Genomic DNA, 18549 nt, shown 5'->3' on the forward strand with positions numbered 1-18549 from the left:
CCGTGGGTTCGAATCCCACCCTCTCCGCCAAATAGAAACAGTCTCAGGTTTCAGGTCCCAGGTTTCAGGTTACAGACAGAAACAGGAGCAGCACTTTGCGGCATCAACTACGAAACGGCCGAGGGGGGCTGGCGGTTAGATTATTTCGTTCTTTTCCACGTGGCGGTATTCGCCGGGGTTGAGGTCCCCGAGGCGCAGTTTGCCGATGCGGACGCGCCTGAGTCTCAGGACAGGATGGCCCACGGCTGCCCCCATTTTCCTTATCATCCTGTTCTTCCCTTCGTTCACGACCATGCTGTACCAGACGTTCGCGGGGGCCTTCTTCACGAGACGAACCGCCTCGGCCTGGTAGAGTTCACCCTCTATATGGATGCCCTGCCGCATCCTCGTGACGGCTTGTTTCGGTAGCACGCCTTTGAACTTGACGAGATATTCCTTCGTAACGTTGTACCGGGGGTGCATGATCTGGTTCGCGAGGTCGCCGTCGTTCGTGAAGATCATGAGACCCTCGGAATGGTAGTCGAGCCTCCCCACGGGAAAGAGCCTGAGGTCATGCTTGATGAGGTCTCTCGCCAGCTTCCTTCCCCTCGTGTCCTTGAGGTCCGACATGTAGCCATCGGGTTTGTTCAAAGCGATGTAGACCCTGATGGGCTCCGTAGACAGGGGTCGCCCGTCGAGCAAGACGCGGTCCCCCGGACCCACCTGCGTGGACGGCGACAGGACCGGGGCATCGTTGATGCGTATCCTGCCCTCCCGGATCAGTGCTTCTGCGTGTCTGCGCGGGAAGGAACCTGCCCGCGCGAGGAACTTGACGAGGCTTTCCATGCGACTCTGTTATCGAGGGGAACGCGCCCTTAGTCCTTGAAGGTCTCTACCGGCTTCAGGGTCTCTCTCTTCAATACAGGCTTTACGACCGTCGTACTCCGCGTGACCTTTCGATAGATCTTGAAAACGATGTTCTCCCGCCTGGGAAGAGGATTCGCCTCTATCTCTATGACGAGGTCCTCGGGTTTGTCGACGGAGAGCATGGCCGTCTTCTTCACCACACTGGGTTCGGACAGCGCCACGAGAAAGGTGTCGTTGTAATAGAACCCCTTCTTGAAAGATGCCGTGATCACGTGTTCTCCGGTGGTAAGCGGTATGCGGTACTCGTGGGATTTGTCGAAGCGTATCTCGTTGCCGTCGATGCGAACCCAGAAAGCGACGGGGGCTATGATATTGAACTCCGCACGCCTGAGGGTGTACTCCAGAATGGGGTTGTTCTGCGTTTCGTAATCGATGATCCTGTTCCGTTCGTCGCGGCTCTCAGTCTTATGATACACGGGTTTGTATACGACATCGCAGGCGACGGTCTTCTCCTTCTTCCTTTGCTTGTAGGGAACCGTCACTTCAGCCGCCATCGCGGCATAAGGCTTCGCCGTGATCGTGGTATCGAGGGCTATATCCTCCCAGTTGCTGTCTATCTTGTAGAAGGATAATTGGACCTTATCGCCCACGATCCTGTATGTCCCGGCTATGATGACATCTATCCGGTCACGCCTCAGGTAATCTTCTATCGTCCTGTTGTACTCGTTATACTCTCCCGGCAGATACGCAAAGACCGCGGGGCTTATTGCCTTTCCTGCCGACATCATCCTCTTCTTCTGAAAGAAGACCTTGTTCACTTCCCTCTTTATCTTCTCCGAGAAACGCGTGACGTTGTGGTTCTCATCGAAAAACTCGTGGACATAGACAACGATCTTCTTCTCCGGCGAGTAAGGCTCCACCACCTTTGTCAAGAGCGCAAAGATGGGCGGAAAGAGAAGGGCGTCGTCGTAGGTCATCTTCTTGATGGTCACCGTGTCCATCCCGATCTCCCGGTTCATGGTGATGACCTCGCAGACGCTCTTGGAATCGTAGATCTCAACTATGGCGCATTCGCCGATGGGCTCCGCCCTGTTCGTATCCGATTGGTGGTAGACAGTGAGGATATCGCCCTTTATCACCCCCGACCTCGTCCCCAGATTCGTGAAGGCCTTGTCGCCTGTGAGCATCTTGAACTTCTTCTCAACACTGGCGGTGATCTGTCCCACCACAAGGTCATTCTCGGCGGCGGCAATGCAATTGGCCGATAGAAAAACCGATAAGCATACGATTGCTGCCAGTATAGCTTTCATTTAGCCCTCGTTCTTGTAAACGTTCTTGACCACCCTCGGCGTGATAAAGATCAGCAGTTCCGTCCTGTCGTCGATCTTTGTCTGTTTCTTGAAAAGCCATCCCAGGAGGGGAATGTTCTTCAACCCGGGAATGCCATTCTCGCTCGAGCCTTCCTCGCGCTCGTAAATACCGCCGATGACCGCAGTTTCACCGTCCTTCACATAAAGGAGAGTGGATGCCTGCTTCTTGTCTATCGTCGGGACGCCTTCGGAGGTGTTCACGAAGTCCGCCTGGTCCTTCTTTGCGAGTATCTCGAGCTTGATGAAACCGTCCTTCGTCACCGACGGGGTCACCTCCAGGCCAAGGACGGCTTCCGCGAACTGCGTTTGCGTTCCTGACTGTGAGTAGGTCTTGTATGGGATCGATTTGCCCTGCTGGATGATCGCCTTCTTGTTGTCCGAGGTGATGACCTTGGGATTGGAGAGTATCCTTCCCCTTCCCTCGTCCTCGAGGGCGGACAACTGCACGTCGAGCTGGAAGGCATCGGTGGCGCTTCCTATATAGAACCCCAGGGTCCCGCCGCTTCCGGCGCCCACCGCGGCGGGAAGGTTGACGTTGTACGGAATGATGGACCCGCTCCGCCTGAAACCGATAAGGTTCGTCGTCGATATCATCGTTCCCTCTGCACCCTCTGTAGCGGAGGTGAAACTCCTTCCACCCGACACAAGCACCTCTTTGTTGCCGAGAATGTTTGAGGTCTGGTCGGACCGCATGCCCCACTGTATTCCCAGTTCCCTCGAGAAGTTCGTGGTCGCCTGCACGATCTTGCAGTCGATCTGTATCTGGTTCGGCTTCTTGTCGTGCTCCTTAACGATGCGGATCATATTTGAGACGTTCTCTCTGGTGTCCCTGATGATGAGGGCATTGTTCCAGTTCACCTGCGTGATGGTGCCGAACTCGGAGAGAAAGCCCTTCTTCTGGCCACCCGGAGCCGCCGCCTCGCTCCCCCCTTTAAGCATCTTTTCCATGTCGGCGGGGCTGACATAGCTCAGGTAGACCGTCTCCGTCACAAACTCCTCACCCATTTTCTGTCTTTCGAGACGGTCCTTTCTGAAGGATTCCCTCTCGCTTATCTTCCTTTTTAACTCGTCATCGTATTCCTTCACGGTGACAACGCGAATGATATTGTCCGCCTCTATCTTCCTCAAGCCTCCCGTCTCGACGACAAGGTCCAGCGCCTCATCCCAGTAAACATCTTCGAGCTTCATCGTTATCTTTCCCTTGACGGCGTCGGATATCACGATGTTCTTTCCCGAGACCTCCGCGAGGATCCTGACGACATTCCTCACATCGGCATCCATGAAATCGAAAGAGACCTTTGAGACAGGGGACGTGCGTTTCGCCGATTGACTGAAGCACAATAAAGGTATGATTAAAAGTAACAGAAAAAATACAGCCGCTATTCTTCTACTCATAAGTCACCCTTCAGTTTTTCGAGGGGATGTCAACAACGATCTTCTTCGTCTCCCCTCTTGACTTGTAGCCAACCACCATATTGCTGGCTGAAACGTCCATCACCCACATGTTCTTGTTCAAGTGGTCCCCTTTCCTGAAGAAGATACCCTTTCCCTGCACATCTTCCATCATGGCGATCATGCCGGTACCGCTCTTTATCACGCCGACGAACCGCAACTCTTCCAGTTCGTAACCGGCCCTTTCGGACTCCTTCTTTTCCTTTGAGGACCTGACGTTCACACCCCGTGCGGTCTTGGCCTTGAGGAGCAGGACAGGCTCGAAGGGATCCCGACCCTCGGCGGAGTAGGTGAAATCCTCGACATTGAACTTCTTTGCCGCCTCTTCCTTCGCCGCCTCTTTCTTCGGGGCAGGCTGAACTTTGGGAGTCTGCGCGTGGGCACAGGATAGACCCAGGAAGAGGCAGATGCCGATCACAAAACTACTTTTTTGCAGGCGGGACATTTGCCTTTTTCGCTCCTTGAGCCGGCGCCTTCTTCACCGGCGTCTTCAGGTATACATACGCATTTGCACTGCACGATCCTTCCACCACAACATTTCTCGGGGGGCCCTTTGCCTCGACCGTGAAGTCCGTGACACTAATGATACGTTCCAGCTTCCTGACGCCATCCAGAAAGGCCGCCAGGTTCCTGAACCTTCCCTGGAACTTCATCTCGAAGGGCAGCTCCGAGTAGAAATCCGTGTGCTTTATCTGTTTCGGCTCGAATTGCTTGACCTTCAGGCGCGTCTCCTCCGTCACGGAGGTCACGCTCCTTAAGAGGTTGGGGATGTCCTTCGACTCCGGAAGCTGCCTCATGACCTCCTGCAAAAGTTCCTGCATCTGGGTGTATTCCTGGCGGTGTTTAGCGATGTTCCTCTGGATGCTCTTGAGCCGGCCCAGTTGCATCTGCACTTCGGCGTACTCCTTTGCCGCTTTGGCCTTTCTTTCGAGCTGGGGCATCATGAGAAAGTAATAGAGACCCGCCAGCACCGCGACGACGAGGACGATCATGACGATGAGAACGTACTTCTGCGGTATCTTCTCTATCTTTTTTCCCAGGCTTTTCGGCTCGAATCCGACTCTCATAAGGACATGTTCCCCTGAACGATGAACTTCTTGACCACGAGACCCTCTTCCGTCACATCCTGTATACTCTTCAGTTCAACATCCTTCATGTAGGGCAGGTTCGACAGCACTTCCATGAAATCCGATATGGACTCATTGACGAGAGATCTTCCCTCTATCTCGAACTTATCGCTCCTTCTCTTGAATGATTTGAGCCACACCCCGTCCTTCATCGTCGTCGACAGGTCATAGAACGACCGTGCCGCGAGCGCCCTGCCTGCCTTCAGCTGGTTGACCACCTTTATCCGCCGCTCTATTTCCTTTTTGGCGGCCTGTATCCTCTGGTATTCCTGGTAATAGGGCTGCAGTTTCGCCAGCTCCTGGCGCGTTGTCCTGATATTTCTCTCGTAATCGCCTATCTCACGCTCGTTGTAAAAATAGAAAGCCCAGAAGAATATGTTCCCGATGATCAGCATCAGCACGAAGGTGACGATATTGATCTTGAGAGTACTCGTTCTCGTCTTCTTGTAGGGTAAGAGGTTGACCTTTATCATGTCTATCCCATAAGATCCGTTACGCGCGTCGACAGGTAGACGGGCACCGCCATCACCTCTTTGAGCTCCCCGTACAAACCTGTCTGGGCCCCCGCCTCAACGAGGAGAAAGGGATCGACGACCTCCACGGGGATGCCCGTCTCATCGACGATCTTTTCCTTGATCCCCGGCAGGAGCGACGAGCCGCCCGTCACGAAGATCTTTCCAATGTTCTCCTTCGGTTTCGTGGCAAGGTAGAACCTGACGGTCTTGTTGATCTCCGACGATATATTGAAAATGAAGTCTTCAAAAAGATAGGTGACGTCCGCGTCGGCGGCGACCTTCTTCTCCTCCGCTTCCTTGTACTTCACCTTGATCGATCTCTGTATCTGGGTTGTGAGATACTTCCCGCCCATCAGGATCTCGCGCGTGAACTCGATGTTCTCACCGTTGAGGATGGCGATGTTCGTGACCGACGCGCCTATGTCCACGATGAGGACGGAGTGCTCCTTTGGCGCGTATATCTGTTCCACCACGTTCGATATGCCGAACATGTCGACATCCAGTATCTGGAGGTTGAGCCCCGCCATGTTAAATGTGGCGATATAGGCGTCCACTATCTCCCTCTTGACCGCCACTATCTTGACGTTCATCATGTTCTGCTTCTCGGGGTCCACACCGATCACGTAATAGCTGTAATAAATGTCCTTCATCGGGAAGGGGATCGCGTTCTCCACCTCGACACCGATCATGTTCTCCAGGGCATCGTCATCCATGAAGGGTACGGTTATCTTCTTCGATATCACTGAATAGCTCGACAGCGCGCAGGCCACGTTCTTCGACTTGATGCCGTTCTCCTTGAATATGGCCTGGAGCTCCTGGGCAAGGAAATCGATGTCGACAATGTGGCCGTCGCTTATAAGCTCCTGTTCGTAGGTCTTCTTGACGATGTTCTGGATCGAGAAAGCACCTTTTGAACTCTTCAGACTGCACATCTTGATGGATGTGGTACCGATATCGACGCCAACCAGCTCATCCACCTGCTTGATGACGAAACTGCTGAACATCCCCGATTCCTTAATGGATTCGAAGAGGCCCCTTTTCGTCTTGTACTTCTTCTGCTTGACGTCTGTGACCACCAGCGCGGGTTCTTCCTCGAGGAGGTCCGCGTTCTCATTCTTCGTCATGGGCGTCGCTTCCACCGGGCCTGCGGCTTCGACACTCTTCGGCTCCTCGTACTCTACCGAGGCGGGGGTGTCCGCCGGGGAAGGCTCTGCCGGAAGAGGCTCACGGACGAAGATCTCCCTGCCCGCCGGCGTCGAAGAATCAAAGGCAAGGATCAATATCGGTATCCCGAAGATGAGCGTGGTGATCCCATAGAGCCAGTACCTCTTGCCCAACCTTTCGGCGATGCTCCCCCATATATTGATCGTCGAGTATATGTTTATGGGAAATACCATGAGGCCGAGGACATTCCAGGCTGACACGTCCCCGCACCTGCACATGAGAACCATATTGTAAAAAGGAATGAGGTAATGCCAGAAGGAACCGATCCCGAACTTGCTGCCGATCTTGTAAAGAACGTAGCTGCCGAACAGGTAGACCACGATGGGCAAGACAAGGAATAAAGTACCGAACGATTCAAATGGATTTGCCATAGCCACCCTGTACGCGCTTCATGCGCCCGGGCTCCCGGGCTGCACTTTCCCTTGATGCATAGAGGAGCTGAGGACAGAACACACGTCTTTTAAGCCCCTATCATGTTGACAACGTAGCAGAAGCCCCTTTTTTTGTCAACACTTTTTCACCCACATTTTTTTCCATGTTAGACTTCATATTAATTTAATTTCCTCACGTTTTACCTCTAACACTTTAAAATAATACAGAAAACAAATGCACAATCCGGCCGTAACAATAAGATTATTTTCTTGTAATGGCTAATAAAATCAAGGAATCATGTCACGTGCAGGAGAAAGTGCTTGAAGGGTCATTTCGCGTTGTCTCCGACTGTCTTTTGCGGGGAGGGTTTCTGGAGGTCCACTTTGAGGTTGTAGTTCGCGACCCCTCCCTTTCCATCGCTGACCTTCACCTTGATGGTCCGCTCCCCGTAGTCGCTCTCCTTCAGCTGCCATCTGATGCCCCCGCTCTGAGGATCTATCGTCATACCCTCTGGTGCGTCCTCAAGTGCGTATGACAGTGTATCTCCGTCCTGGTCTGCGCCTTTGATCTGGCAAGAGAATGTGTTGCCATCGATCTTCATATCCTGCCCTGCGGTCACCCTGGGCGGGGTGTTCTGAACCATGAAATCAAGGACCTTTGACGAGCCCGCTTTTCCGTCCTGCAGAGGCGTGATCTTCACCGCAACCCTGTCACCCCGCTTGAACCCGCTCAAGCTGTCGTTTCCGTCGCCTGCGGGCTTGCCGTTCACGGTCCACTCGAACCTGTACACAATGTCGGAATCCTCCGTGCCGGCCGGCCTGTCGATGACAACCCTCACGATATCTCTGTCGCCCGAGGATTCAAGCTGCAGTCTGGCCTTCCCCATGGCGATACCCACGTCCGATGCTGTTTCCGACGCGGGCACACCGGCCTGTCTCCCGGCAGTTGCGGTGTCCACGGGGGACTGCTTGTCCTGCCCCGATGGACCCCTGCTCAAAAACCAGTACAGGGCGGCAAGAATGGCAAGCACAACAATGGCCGCGATAACGACAGCCTTCTTGTTACCACCCCTCGTCACCGTGGACGGGGTTGGCCTGATGGTTCTTATCGGTCGTGCGGGGCGCTTAGTAGGCATAGAGAACTTCGATGTTGGCACGTTCCGTCGTGCTGCTCTGCGGCCTCGCGTCGGTCATGATGGTGTAGAGAAAGGGAAAGTGCTGGACCTTGATGATGGACGACGCGTCGTCCACCACCCCGCTTGCCGTCTCCAGTATTGTGCCTGTTCTATCGGAATTGCCCGTGACGGTGTCCACTATCTTCATGCTTACCACGAAAGGCTTCGTCGATGTGGAGGTGCTCTTCAGATTGAAGACGATATCGGGGTTGATGGTGGCGTCACTGCCGCTGTCACACGTCCCTCCGGGCCAGGTCGATGTCACGCCCGACAGCTTGGCACGGAAACAGGTATCCTTCCCGGCGTCCGCCTGGATCGCCGGCAGAACGCTGGGGATCACCATTCCCGTTACGGCCGCCGAGAGCTCCGTTCCCGACATAACACGGGGCAGGACATCCTTCGTGAGGATATCGATGGCCCCGAGGGAAGCCTCCTTTGAGCTCTGGTATTTCCTCTGCAGTCCTGAAAGCTCCGACCCCGTCATCGCGTAATACATGATGGCCGCGAAGATCCCTGCGGCAACGGAGACAACGATCAATGCCGATATGAGGGCAACACCGCGGTTCGCTCTGCACCTTTTCATGCCACGCCAGGCCATCATTCTGTCCTCACCCGATCCTTCTCTAGTAAAAGCTCTTCGGTTTCACGATCAGCGTGTACGTCTTCCACCGGTAGTGGTTCCAGTCGGTGCCGAAGGCGCTGAGATTCACGCTCGTGCCCATTGCCACGGAAGGCCCGACAGTCACCGGGTTGGCCCCGCCGTATGTGAATCCCCGGTCCATGATACCCTCATGACCGAGTATGTATATCTGCACTTCCTTGACCTGCTCCTTGACGGTGAGGGCATCGAGACCCGATATGTCGTTCACCGTCTGGTCGGGAACTCCATCCAGATTTGTGTCGAGCCTGAAGATGACCTGCATGTTGGCAACGCATTCAACGAGGGGAAACTCTTCCGTTGCCCCTCCCGTTCCCGCTGGTCCATGCTTGACGATGGCCTTGTACAGCGTTCCCGTGCCCGGCGCGCAGTTCACGTTCGCAACGGCAGGCTGCTTGACATAGTAGTCCGACCTGTTGAAGGGCATCGTCGGAGCAATGCTGTCCTCGATGCCAAAGGCAAGATACCGCTCCCCCGCCGCCGCAGAAGGCTGGAAGGCGGCGTCCAGGGTGGACGTTATATACTGCACGGAATAGGCGCCACTGGAAGAAACGATGAGCTTGGACTTTCCGCCCAGGGCCGAGCGCGGCTTTATGACTATCATGTAGTCCCGCCCGTTCACCATGTCGAGATTGACATCATTCCAGATGTGCACCGTTGTGCTCGTAATGTTCGTCCACTTCCCGGCGGCAGTGTTCATGCCAACAGCGGGAGACCTGATAACGAGGTAGTCGGAGTTGGCTATGTAATTCGCGAAGGCCCCCACGTTATTGTTGTGCACAAGGGCCTTCGGGATGTTGGGCGCGCTGTTGAACTGCTGTGCAGGGTCGGCCGTCGCTTCCGTGTATGTCCCGGGAGCGCTGGCGAATTCATCGGCGAGTCCGAACCCGGCGTTGGACACATCACTTCTTAGCATCTCCAGCCCGAGTGAGGTCTCAAACTGGCTCGTCACGACCCCGGCCTGCTGGCGCTGTCCCCTGATAAGGTCCTGAAGGAGCTGGCTGTTCATCGCCATGATGATCCCCATGATCACTATGGCAATGAGTATCTCCAACAAGCTGAACCCTTTTTCGTCTCTGGTCATAGATGCCCTCACCTCACGTATCGGTACTGATGATGGAGGCAGCATCGTGCCGATGCGCGATACTCCGGTGGACCCATGTGACACTCACCTGGACCGCGACGCTGGTCGGTGTCGTCACACCCGTCGCGGCAACGTTGTTCACCGTCCAGGTGACGGTGTAGGACACGTCGACGTTGCGGACCCTCCTGACCTCAGGGGAAGTGATCGCGACCGCGTGGGTCTGCACATCACTGAACCTGGCGTTACGCAGGGTCTCCACCGTTGACTCGGCGATGCGCATCGCTTCGTTGCGCATCTGGTTCTCCATGTTTATCCTGATGTAGTTCGCCAGCCCGTCAAGCATGGCCATGAGGCCGATGGAGAGGACCAGCATCGAGACAAGAAGCTCTATAAGCGTGAAGCCTTTCCTGCTCTTAGTTACACGCCGCAGCACTGCACCCTCCCGCTGCTCCGTTGTACTTTCCCATCCTGATCCTCGTAGGCGTGACGAGTATGCAGTTCGTATTGGGCCTGAGGTTCGCCGAAGGGATGCAGATCGCGCCCCCCGACACGTTCAAAAGCCCTGTCGCGATCCCGCGGGAATCGAAGGTCACGAGGTTGTTCGTAAAGGCCCCGGCCTGGATCTCGATGGCTTCCCTCCCGGGATCGATGTTGGCGTACGTGAAAGGAACCATGGCCGTCCTCGCGAGCCGCACCGTATCGGACGCGCCTCCATTGTTGGCGTTGTTCCCGTCCGTGTCCTCGACAACGCGGTACTGATTTCCCGCTAGGCCGAACTCGACGAAATGCATCCTGTTGGTGTTCATCGCCATGATCCTCGTGCTCATGATATCGTTGTAGATCCGTATCGTCTGGTTCTGTATCCTGTTCTTCCTCACAAAGCCGGACATGTTCGGTGCCGCGATGGCCGCAAGGATCCCAACGATGGCGATAACGATGAGAAGCTCTATGAGTGTGAAACCCCTGTGATCTCTCATTTTTCCTTCATATGGAGTATCTTCCTCAATGGTTTCGGCGGTCCCAAAAGCGAGAAGCCCCCGCCGATGTTCACCCCCTGACCCACAGCCATCGCCTTTCCGCCCGCTATGGTCAGGGCCGACCCGCCGCTTGTCGTCTTCAGGATCGGCGTCGCTATCTGGCCCGTCGAGAGCTGCGTGACGACCATCCCCGACAGGGCCGCCGCCGGGGGAGCACCGCCGTTATTGTACCAAACGGCCCAGAGGTACGTGTAGCCGCCCATGGAGCAAACGTCTGTTGAAGGTGAACTCGTGAGAAAATAAACAACACCGTTATAGGAGGCCACCGGCTGGGCCAGGACCCGGTGCGCCTTGTAGCCTGAATCGGGCGTCGGGAAATTGATGTACCAGCCGAGAGCCGTGGGAGCGAGAGTGGATGACGAACCCGTCTGGTCCTGGAGGTCCCCCACGGTACGTGTCGTTGTGCACGTCAGGTTCATCATGTTCGTCGATGACATGTAGCAGGGCTCGATTATGCCATAGAAGGCCTGCTGGTTGTCGGGATCGTCGATCGTCAGCCCGTCGTTGAGGCGATAGAAGTACCTTCCTGTACCGAAGTAGAGCCAGAGCTTTCCGTTCTTGCGGTCCTGCAGCTTGGTAAGGCTTGTCGTGACAGGGCCCACGTTGTCTATGACGGTGCTCACAGCCCAGTTGGTGGGGTTGGGATCGTTTCGGGTCATGAGACGAAGAACTCCGCCCTTCGTCCACGTCGTCCCGTCCTTCTTGACATATCCCATGTAGATCACATCGTCCGAGTACGGTGTGGCACCTGATGCGTTCGGGTCTCCCCTGTCCACGTCAAATGAGGAATTCGCAAGACTGGCACCAAAGGCGTTCGTGATCCCCGTATCGATCACCGTCACCGCCGCCTGCGGCCCGGCGAGGAGGTCGAGGACGAAAAACTTCAGGTTCTGGTCGGAGTATCCCATGAATTGGTGGTAGGTCGTATCTATGGGGCCTGTCGGGCCGCTGGCGAAGACGGCAAACCATTTTCCGTTCTTCGCGGGGTCCCCTATCCGCACAATGGCCGGCCCTGTCGTCGAAAAACCAAGGTCATCCCTCGAGAACTCCCAGAGCAATGTGGGATTCGTGGGGTCCGTTATGTCGAAGGCAAAATACGAGGAATACCCGGCCCCGGATATCGGCGTCTTCACGCAATCGCTTGTGGTGCTGCAGCTCGATGTGCTGTCACGGCACGCGCCCCCCATGCCCATCCCGCCGATAAGGATGGTCCTCCAGCTCGAGCGTGTCTTCGTGTAGCTCGGGTCCTGGCTCAAAGACCCACCCGCGTTGACGCTGGCATCGACTATCACCGTGGGTTGGTTCACGTAGTAAATATGGCAGTAGTCGGTGTTCATGAGGTACTTGAGATAGGGCAGTGCCCCTTTCGGCACATAGGCCCACCGTTCCGTGCCAAGGGGCACGTCTACAGTCTCCAGGCGGGCAGCCTCATTGGCCGAAAGGTTGTTAAAGGTGAGTTTGCCCAGCTCAAAGGCATGGAACATACCGTCATTGGCACCCACAAATGCCATTCCCCTTTGCTTGTAGTTGCCCGTCGCGTTCCCCGAGGCATCCACATCATTGACATATTGATAGTACGTACGGTCGTTGTACCCTTCCGAAGGATAGAGATGGTAAGAATTCAAAGGGAATGAGGCCTTCAACCGGGGCGTCGATGAAACAATATCTCCCAGTTTCCATACGTTTGTACCGGTGCCGCCCGAGTAGGACGTCGTCACCGTCCTGTTGCGGTAGCCGGCGATGTCATTGCCATGTACGTAACTGACTATATTCTGTGCCGTTGTGGGGTCACCCGTCGCCTGAAGATAGGTCTGGAGGGTCCCGTTCGAGGAGGCCTCCGACGTACTGAAGTCGATACGATTTATGCCGTCCACAGTGGTATATATCGTGCGTGGCGATGTCGCCAGATCCCTGGCCCACAACATGATGCCGGCCTCCCACAGATTCCTGGCCTCGTCGAGCTCAACAGGGGAGGGGTTGTCTTCCGTCCCTTTTTGAGCGCTGGTGTTGGGCGTGTATCTCCTTACCTTGGTTTTACCGAGCCCGACGTCAAATTCGTACTCGATGATGTCGTCACTGAAGATATCGAGGATATTGTTGCGAACCGTGTCCTCACGTATCGTACTGTTGCCTATCTGTGGATCGATATAGTACCACAGGTTCTGCATCTCCCCGGTCCAGTCGATCTCCGCGTCGTCGAACATCCTCTTGGGAAAGAAGAAGGCCTGCAGGATATTCGCGCCGCTGCCCTCGGCTGACGCCAAGACTGACGCGGCCGTACCGGAAGAAGCACGCCGAAGCATGTCCAGCAGAGCGGCTTCAAGCTGACTTGCCATTTGATTGCCATCATCGGCCTCGAAATAATTGTAAGGCAGGTTCGATTTGTTCTTGTCCCACTGGACGCACTGAGCATCCCATCGCGTCGGATAGTCGCACTGTGTCAGGGGGAAGTTTACGTAGCGGCTGTCCGTTGAGGGCCACGTGGTATAAGGATAAGGATAATCACTGGTCGCTGAACGGTCGAATCCCCCGAACATCGCAGTCGTCCTCATGGCGTTCTTTCCATCCGTTCCCGTACCAAAGGCATAAATTGTGTAAGTCGTAATGTTCTGGTCCCCGGTCAGGTCTGACCTCATGTCCTCTGTGCGCATTTTGTGGGCAACCCGCATTGGGTCCACACCGTTCGGCGAGGTAACGGAATTGTCCCAGACCCCATCCGATATGAGCAAGACAAAGCCCTTTCGGCACCAGATAGGTGTGGAACCATCGTAATAGGGGTCCTTCTGCGATCCTTTATTGATATACGCTGCGTTATTGTAATATGAGTAGAGTCCTTCCTGCTTGTAAAAGTCGTATGCCTCCCACAGGGCCTCACCCGTTGGCGTACCGCCATAAGGTTGCTCGTTGTTGATCGCCGAAACCATGGTGGACAGTGGCGAGTCTTTGGCCGTGAGCAAACGGCCTACCCTGTTGCGATCTGAAGAGTAGACCATGAATTCCATGTGGGCCTTTGGGTAGAATCTCTGGACCACACCTTCCACGGTCACTCCGGCAGGCACTACGGTGAATATGTTGTGATTCGAGACGCCATTGAGCTTGCACGTCGTCGTATAGGTTCGGTTCGAGATGGAGAGGTAGCGCTGTGCCGTCCCGCTGTCGGCGGTGATCGTATACTTGCAGTTATTGTAATAATCGTTAATGACGTAGGCCCCGCCTTCGCTTTCGAGAAACGTTGCGCCGCCGCCGGTATTGAATCTTCCCCCGGTAAGCGCTTTTCTCGCCACGTCCATCCTTGTGGCAGTGAGCCAGTTGAGAAAATTGCCGGATATACACGTGGGACCAGTTCCCATTCTGTCGGTCAGATCGGGTCCACAACTGCTTTCGTAATATTTGCTCGATGTCTGAACGTAGTATTTCGTGGTATCGAAATAACCGTAGTAGTCACGGGTCTTGTCGTACTTTTTGGAAGAGTTGCTTGTCGTGCTTATGGTAGAGGTCCCGCAGAGAGCAACGCTCTTGCTGCTGTAACTGCCGAAATTCTCCGGCAGATACGCCGGAAACTGCATACTCCCCGAAAAGTCCATAACAATGAGGATATTCGGCTTCACCGCGTTGCTCGTGAATATGGGGTTGACGCAATAATCGTTGTTGGTCGCTGCCTCCGTAAAAGCGGGGATCCCCAGGAACATCAGGCAAGCGAGAACAAAACAGGTCTTTTTCATATACCCTCTCCCTTATCGATACAGCAAGAACTCACTCACCGCGTGGACCACCCCGGGTCCGACAAAGAGATACAGCAAAGCACACAGGGACAGGAATGGACCGAATGGAATGGCGTACTTGCCACCCTCTTCCTTGCCCTTCATGAGCATGAGGGGAATGCCCACCAGGGTACCCACAACGGAACCTCCTATGAGGGAGAAGAGCACCCCTTTGAGTCCGCTGAATGAGCCTATCATGGCGAGGAGCTTGATATCTCCGCCACCCATGCCTTCCCGTTTCGTGATCAACTGATAGCCGTAGGCGATGACGAAGAGAACGCCGCCGCCGATAAGCACTCCCCAGACGGCCTCCATCACCTGGAAACCGGGTCTGAGAAAGGATATGATCAATCCCGCGACCATGCCCCCGACGCTGAGTATGTCGGGAATGATCTGGAAATCGTAGTCAACGAAGGAGACGACGATGAGGATCGCCGTAAAGAATATCTGGATGAAGAACTCGTAGGAGAGCCCCCACCGTCGGTAGATCATCATGAAGACAACCGCGGTGATAAGCTCGACGAGAAAATAGCGAAAGGAGATCCTTGCCCCGCAATCCCTGCACTTGCCCTTAAGGACGAGATAGCTCACAAGGGGGATGTTGTCGTAGAACCTCACCGGCTTCTCGCAGGCGGGACATGCCGATGAAGGGTGGATGATGGACTTCTTTCTCGGTATTCTGTAAATGCAGACGTTAAGAAAACTGCCGATGACCGCTCCGAAAACGAAAACAATGATCAGATGTAGGGTATGCATCGTCTCTCGTGCTCACTTTACGTTTGCCAGAACCCCGTTCTCATCGATGGTCCAGGTATCGTCGCATATCTTATCGTTGTTGAGGTCACCGTTCGCTTCGGCAACAAAACGGGTCGAGCTGGCGTGACGTATCCTGAAATGGTATCTCTTCGTCCTCTGTTTCCAGTTCGCCAGCTTGCTGGCGTCATCCGTGTAATATCCATGCCGCGACCTGTACGTCTCTTCCGCCTCCCTGATGCAGTGGAGCTGCGCCTTCACACTCACCTGCTCAGTTCTCTTGCTGCGCATGGCGTGCATGGGAAGAGCGATGAGAACGACGAGAAGGATAACAACGGCGCCGATGAGCAGTTCTAATATCGTAAAACCCTTTTGGTCCATAAACCTCATAAAAGGCGGGGGGCGTTGACGCGCCCCCCGTCCGTTGGATAACACTAGTCCTTCGGTACGTACTTGGCAGTCACTGTGCTGGCGGACCAACTCCATGACTGAAGGTTCTGATCACCCGCGGTCAGGACCAGGTTGCCGGTAACACCCGAAATGCCGCCGACTGCCCATACGATGGTCGAGTTCGTGCCGCCGGCAACATAAGTGACGACAGGGGTAGTCGCACTGGCGACGCCCGCGCCGCCGCCGTCAGCATATTTCGTGGGAACAGTGATGCCAAGTCCGGCACCAACAGCGTCGGAACCCGTCCAGGTTGTAGCGACCGGGTTTGCCTGCTCGGACATCCAAGTGATGAGACCGGTCTTAATGGACCCTATCGCATTCGTCACTTCCGTGAGCCTTGTCTTCCGGGTATAGTCCATGTAGGCCGGAAGTGCTATCGCCGCGAGGATGCCGATGATGGCGATAACGATGAGAAGCTCGATCAACGTAAAACCTTTCTTGTTCCTGTGAAGCTTTACCATACTACACCTCCTGAGGATTATGTAAGTTAGTAATTCTAATTATCGCTAGTTTAGCACAACTGTTAACGATGTAAATGATTTTCGTCACATTTCGGAGAAAAGGCATCCACCCCCGGGAGGCCCGACCGACGGGGGTTCGCTGTTCCTTGCCGTCCGGCAGGATCGCGGCCCGGAAGCAAAAAACCTGATATTTCATTGTCCGACAGAGGGATCAAAACACCTGAAAGCAGGCAACCTTGTGGTCCTCGTCGCCCCTGAGTTCCGGGGTCCCGTCGGCGCACTCCACCTTTCTGTCCTCGCATTTGTCATAGTAGGGGCATCCCGAAGGGTCGGCGCCGTTCGTCGCCTCTTCCCTCAGGGCGAAATCTCCCTGTGATGCCCGGATAAGCATGCGCGTGTAGGGGTGGAGGGGGTTCAGGAAGACCTGGTCGCGGCCGCCGGTCTCCACAACCTTACCTTTATATAATACAAGGATGCGGTCCGACAGGAAACGGACAATGTTGAGATCGTGAGAGACAAAGACCATGGAGATATCGGACCTCTCCCGGATGTCGAGGAAAAGGTTGACGATCTGTGCCTGTATGGAGACATCGAGAGAGGAGACGGGCTCGTCGGCGATGATGAGGTCCGGTCCCGTGGCGAGGGCCCGCCCTATGGCCACCCTCTGCCTCTGGCCACCGCTCATCTCGTGGGGATACTTCTTCAGGAAATCCTCGTCGAGGCCGACGCTCCTCAGTATCTCGCCGACCCGAACCTCCACGTCTGCCTTCCCCTTTGCCATGCCATGGAAACGGACGGGTTCGGCGATGATCTCGCGTACCTTCATTCGCGGATTGAGCGACGAATAGGGGTCCTGGAATATGATCTGCATCCGCTTGCGCAGTCTCTTTACCTCTTCGCCCCCCGCCGCGAGGAGACTCACGTTGTCGAAGACGATCTCTCCACTGTCGGGCCTTTCGAGGAGGAGGACGCACCGCGCCAGCGTGCTCTTTCCCGAACCGCTCTCGCCGACAACTCCCAGGGTCTCGCCGACGCCGAGGTGGAAACTGACACCGTCGACGGCCCGTATCGTCTCTTTGGCCACGGAGAACAGGGTCCTGCGGACCTCGTAGTGCTTCCTGACGTCTAGTACAGATAACAGCGGACCCATTGACCCTCCGCGACCTCCTTCATGACCGGCTCGTCCCCCCTGCACACATCCATGGCGAAAGGACAGCGGGGGTGGAACGTGCAGCCCTTGGGCAGCTCCGAGAGCTTCGGCACCGAACCCGGTATGGCCTTCAGCCTCTTCGCCGTCCCCGAGAATCCGTAGACCGATTCCAGAAGGCCCCGGCCGTAAGGGTGCAAGGGCTCCCGGAAGAAATCCTCCACCCTGTTCCTCTCCACCATCCTTCCCGCGTACATGAGCCCCACGGACCGGCCCATGGACTTCACTATCGTCAGGTCGTGGGTGATGAATATCATCGACATCTCCAGGGAATCGACGAGACCCCGGGTGAGGCCAAGGATCTGGGACTCCGTCGCGACGTCGAGGGCTGTCGTGGGTTCGTCGGCAATGATGAGGGAGGGATCGCAGGAGACGGCCATCGCCATGAGAACGCGCTGCCTCTGCCCGCCCGAGAGTTGATGGGGGTACTGAATGTACCTCTTTTCCGGGTCGTCGAACCCCACCTGCCTCAGAAGCTCAAGCGCCCTTTCCCGCACGCCGTTTCCCTGGCGGACCCTGTGTATCTCGATCGTCTCCGCTATCTGCTCGCCAACCCTCAAGACAGGGTTCAAGGCGGTCATGGGCTCCTGGAAGACCATCCCCATGCGGCTGCCGCGGACCTCCTCCATCTGTCTCTCGCTCAAGCTCAAAAGGTCCCTGCCCTCGAAGACGATCCTGCCCGAAACGATCCTGCCCGGAGGGTGAACGAGGCGCATGATGGAGTGGGCCGTCACCGTCTTGCCCGAACCGCTCTCCCCGACAAGCCCGAAGACCTCTCCCTTTCCGACGGTGAAGGTCACGTCATTCACCGCGTGTATGACCTCTTCGCCGGTAAAAAAGGCCGTATTGAGACCGGTTACCTCGAGAAGCGTATTATCCTTTGTATGTATCATCGATGGCGGACGGTTCCCAACGGGAAATTTATTTTGATTATTTGAACCTTATGCATTATACTTAACCATATTTAAATGGCAAGCCTTTTATGTATGAGCTAACACCTGACAGCGCATACATTTTTTGTATAAAGAGAACCACACAAACGCGTATACTATCCCCAT

The 18549-nt window shown here is 55.4% G+C and carries 17 protein-coding genes and 1 pseudogene; all 18 read right to left on the reverse strand.

Annotation, left to right across the window (positions count from 1 at the left end):
* Nucleotides 1–135 precede the first annotated feature (135 nt).
* Nucleotides 136–825: an rRNA pseudouridine synthase gene (locus tag GXX82_05660; protein ID NLT22514.1), complete on the reverse strand. Its 690-nt coding sequence runs from the start codon at nt 823–825 to the stop codon at nt 136–138.
* A 29-nt stretch (nt 826–854) separates the two neighbouring features.
* Nucleotides 855–2156: a hypothetical protein gene (locus GXX82_05665; protein ID NLT22515.1), complete on the reverse strand. Its 1302-nt coding sequence runs from the start codon at nt 2154–2156 to the stop codon at nt 855–857.
* Nucleotides 2157–3485 (reverse strand): type IV pilus secretin PilQ, encoded by a 1329-nt coding sequence (gene pilQ, locus GXX82_05670; GenBank protein ID NLT22516.1) that lies wholly within the window; start codon nt 3483–3485, stop codon nt 2157–2159. It abuts the gene before it with no gap.
* Nucleotides 3486–3621: 136 nt separating this feature from the next.
* Entirely contained in the window at nt 3622–4113 is a 492-nt protein-coding gene (locus GXX82_05675) for a pilus assembly protein PilP (protein NLT22517.1), read from the reverse strand.
* Nucleotides 4091–4735 (reverse strand): type 4a pilus biogenesis protein PilO, encoded by a 645-nt coding sequence (pilO, locus tag GXX82_05680; GenBank protein ID NLT22518.1) that lies wholly within the window; start codon nt 4733–4735, stop codon nt 4091–4093. The genes GXX82_05675 and pilO overlap by 23 nt, the downstream gene beginning before the upstream one ends.
* Nucleotides 4732–5268 carry a hypothetical protein gene (locus tag GXX82_05685; protein NLT22519.1) on the reverse strand — a complete coding sequence of 179 codons (537 nt, stop codon included), beginning with the start codon at nt 5266–5268 and terminating at the stop codon, nt 4732–4734. The genes pilO and GXX82_05685 overlap by 4 nt, the downstream gene beginning before the upstream one ends.
* Before the next feature lie 2 nt (nt 5269–5270).
* Nucleotides 5271–6905: a type IV pilus assembly protein PilM gene (gene pilM / locus GXX82_05690; protein NLT22520.1), complete on the reverse strand. Its 1635-nt coding sequence runs from the start codon at nt 6903–6905 to the stop codon at nt 5271–5273.
* 329 nt (nt 6906–7234) lie between these two features.
* On the reverse strand, nt 7235–8041 hold the full coding sequence (locus GXX82_05695) for a hypothetical protein (protein ID NLT22521.1): 807 nt from the start codon (nt 8039–8041) through the stop codon (nt 7235–7237).
* Nucleotides 8031–8663, reverse strand: a complete 633-nt coding sequence (locus tag GXX82_05700) for a hypothetical protein (GenBank protein ID NLT22522.1) — start codon at nt 8661–8663, stop codon at nt 8031–8033. The genes GXX82_05695 and GXX82_05700 overlap by 11 nt, the downstream gene beginning before the upstream one ends.
* Before the next feature lie 40 nt (nt 8664–8703).
* A complete protein-coding gene (locus GXX82_05705) occupies nt 8704–9822 on the reverse strand; it encodes a prepilin-type N-terminal cleavage/methylation domain-containing protein (protein ID NLT22523.1) in 1119 nt (372 codons plus the stop codon).
* A gap of 13 nt (nt 9823–9835) precedes the next feature.
* Nucleotides 9836–10255, reverse strand: a complete 420-nt coding sequence (locus GXX82_05710; GenBank protein ID NLT22524.1) for a prepilin-type N-terminal cleavage/methylation domain-containing protein — start codon at nt 10253–10255, stop codon at nt 9836–9838.
* 460 nt (nt 10256–10715) lie between these two features.
* Nucleotides 10716–10799: pseudogene (locus GXX82_05715) on the reverse strand (prepilin-type N-terminal cleavage/methylation domain-containing protein).
* Entirely contained in the window at nt 10796–14581 is a 3786-nt protein-coding gene (locus tag GXX82_05720; protein NLT22525.1) for a hypothetical protein, read from the reverse strand. Before GXX82_05720 ends, GXX82_05715 begins: the two are co-directional and overlap by 4 nt.
* 12 nt (nt 14582–14593) lie before the next feature.
* Complete coding sequence (locus tag GXX82_05725) at nt 14594–15376, reverse strand: prepilin peptidase (GenBank protein NLT22526.1); 783 nt, start codon at nt 15374–15376, stop codon at nt 14594–14596.
* Between the two features lie 12 nt (nt 15377–15388).
* On the reverse strand, nt 15389–15754 hold the full coding sequence (locus GXX82_05730; protein NLT22527.1) for a type II secretion system protein: 366 nt from the start codon (nt 15752–15754) through the stop codon (nt 15389–15391).
* A 53-nt stretch (nt 15755–15807) separates the two neighbouring features.
* A complete protein-coding gene (locus tag GXX82_05735; GenBank protein NLT22528.1) occupies nt 15808–16284 on the reverse strand; it encodes a prepilin-type N-terminal cleavage/methylation domain-containing protein in 477 nt (158 codons plus the stop codon).
* Between the two features lie 211 nt (nt 16285–16495).
* Nucleotides 16496–17434 (reverse strand): ABC transporter ATP-binding protein, encoded by a 939-nt coding sequence (locus GXX82_05740; protein ID NLT22529.1) that lies wholly within the window; start codon nt 17432–17434, stop codon nt 16496–16498.
* Nucleotides 17410–18384, reverse strand: a complete 975-nt coding sequence (locus GXX82_05745; protein NLT22530.1) for an ABC transporter ATP-binding protein — start codon at nt 18382–18384, stop codon at nt 17410–17412. The genes GXX82_05740 and GXX82_05745 overlap by 25 nt, the downstream gene beginning before the upstream one ends.
* Between the last annotated feature and the right edge of the window lie 165 nt (nt 18385–18549).

Source organism: Syntrophorhabdus sp. (assembly GCA_012719415.1).
In the GTDB taxonomy this organism is placed as follows: domain Bacteria; phylum Desulfobacterota; class Syntrophorhabdia; order Syntrophorhabdales; family Syntrophorhabdaceae; genus Delta-02.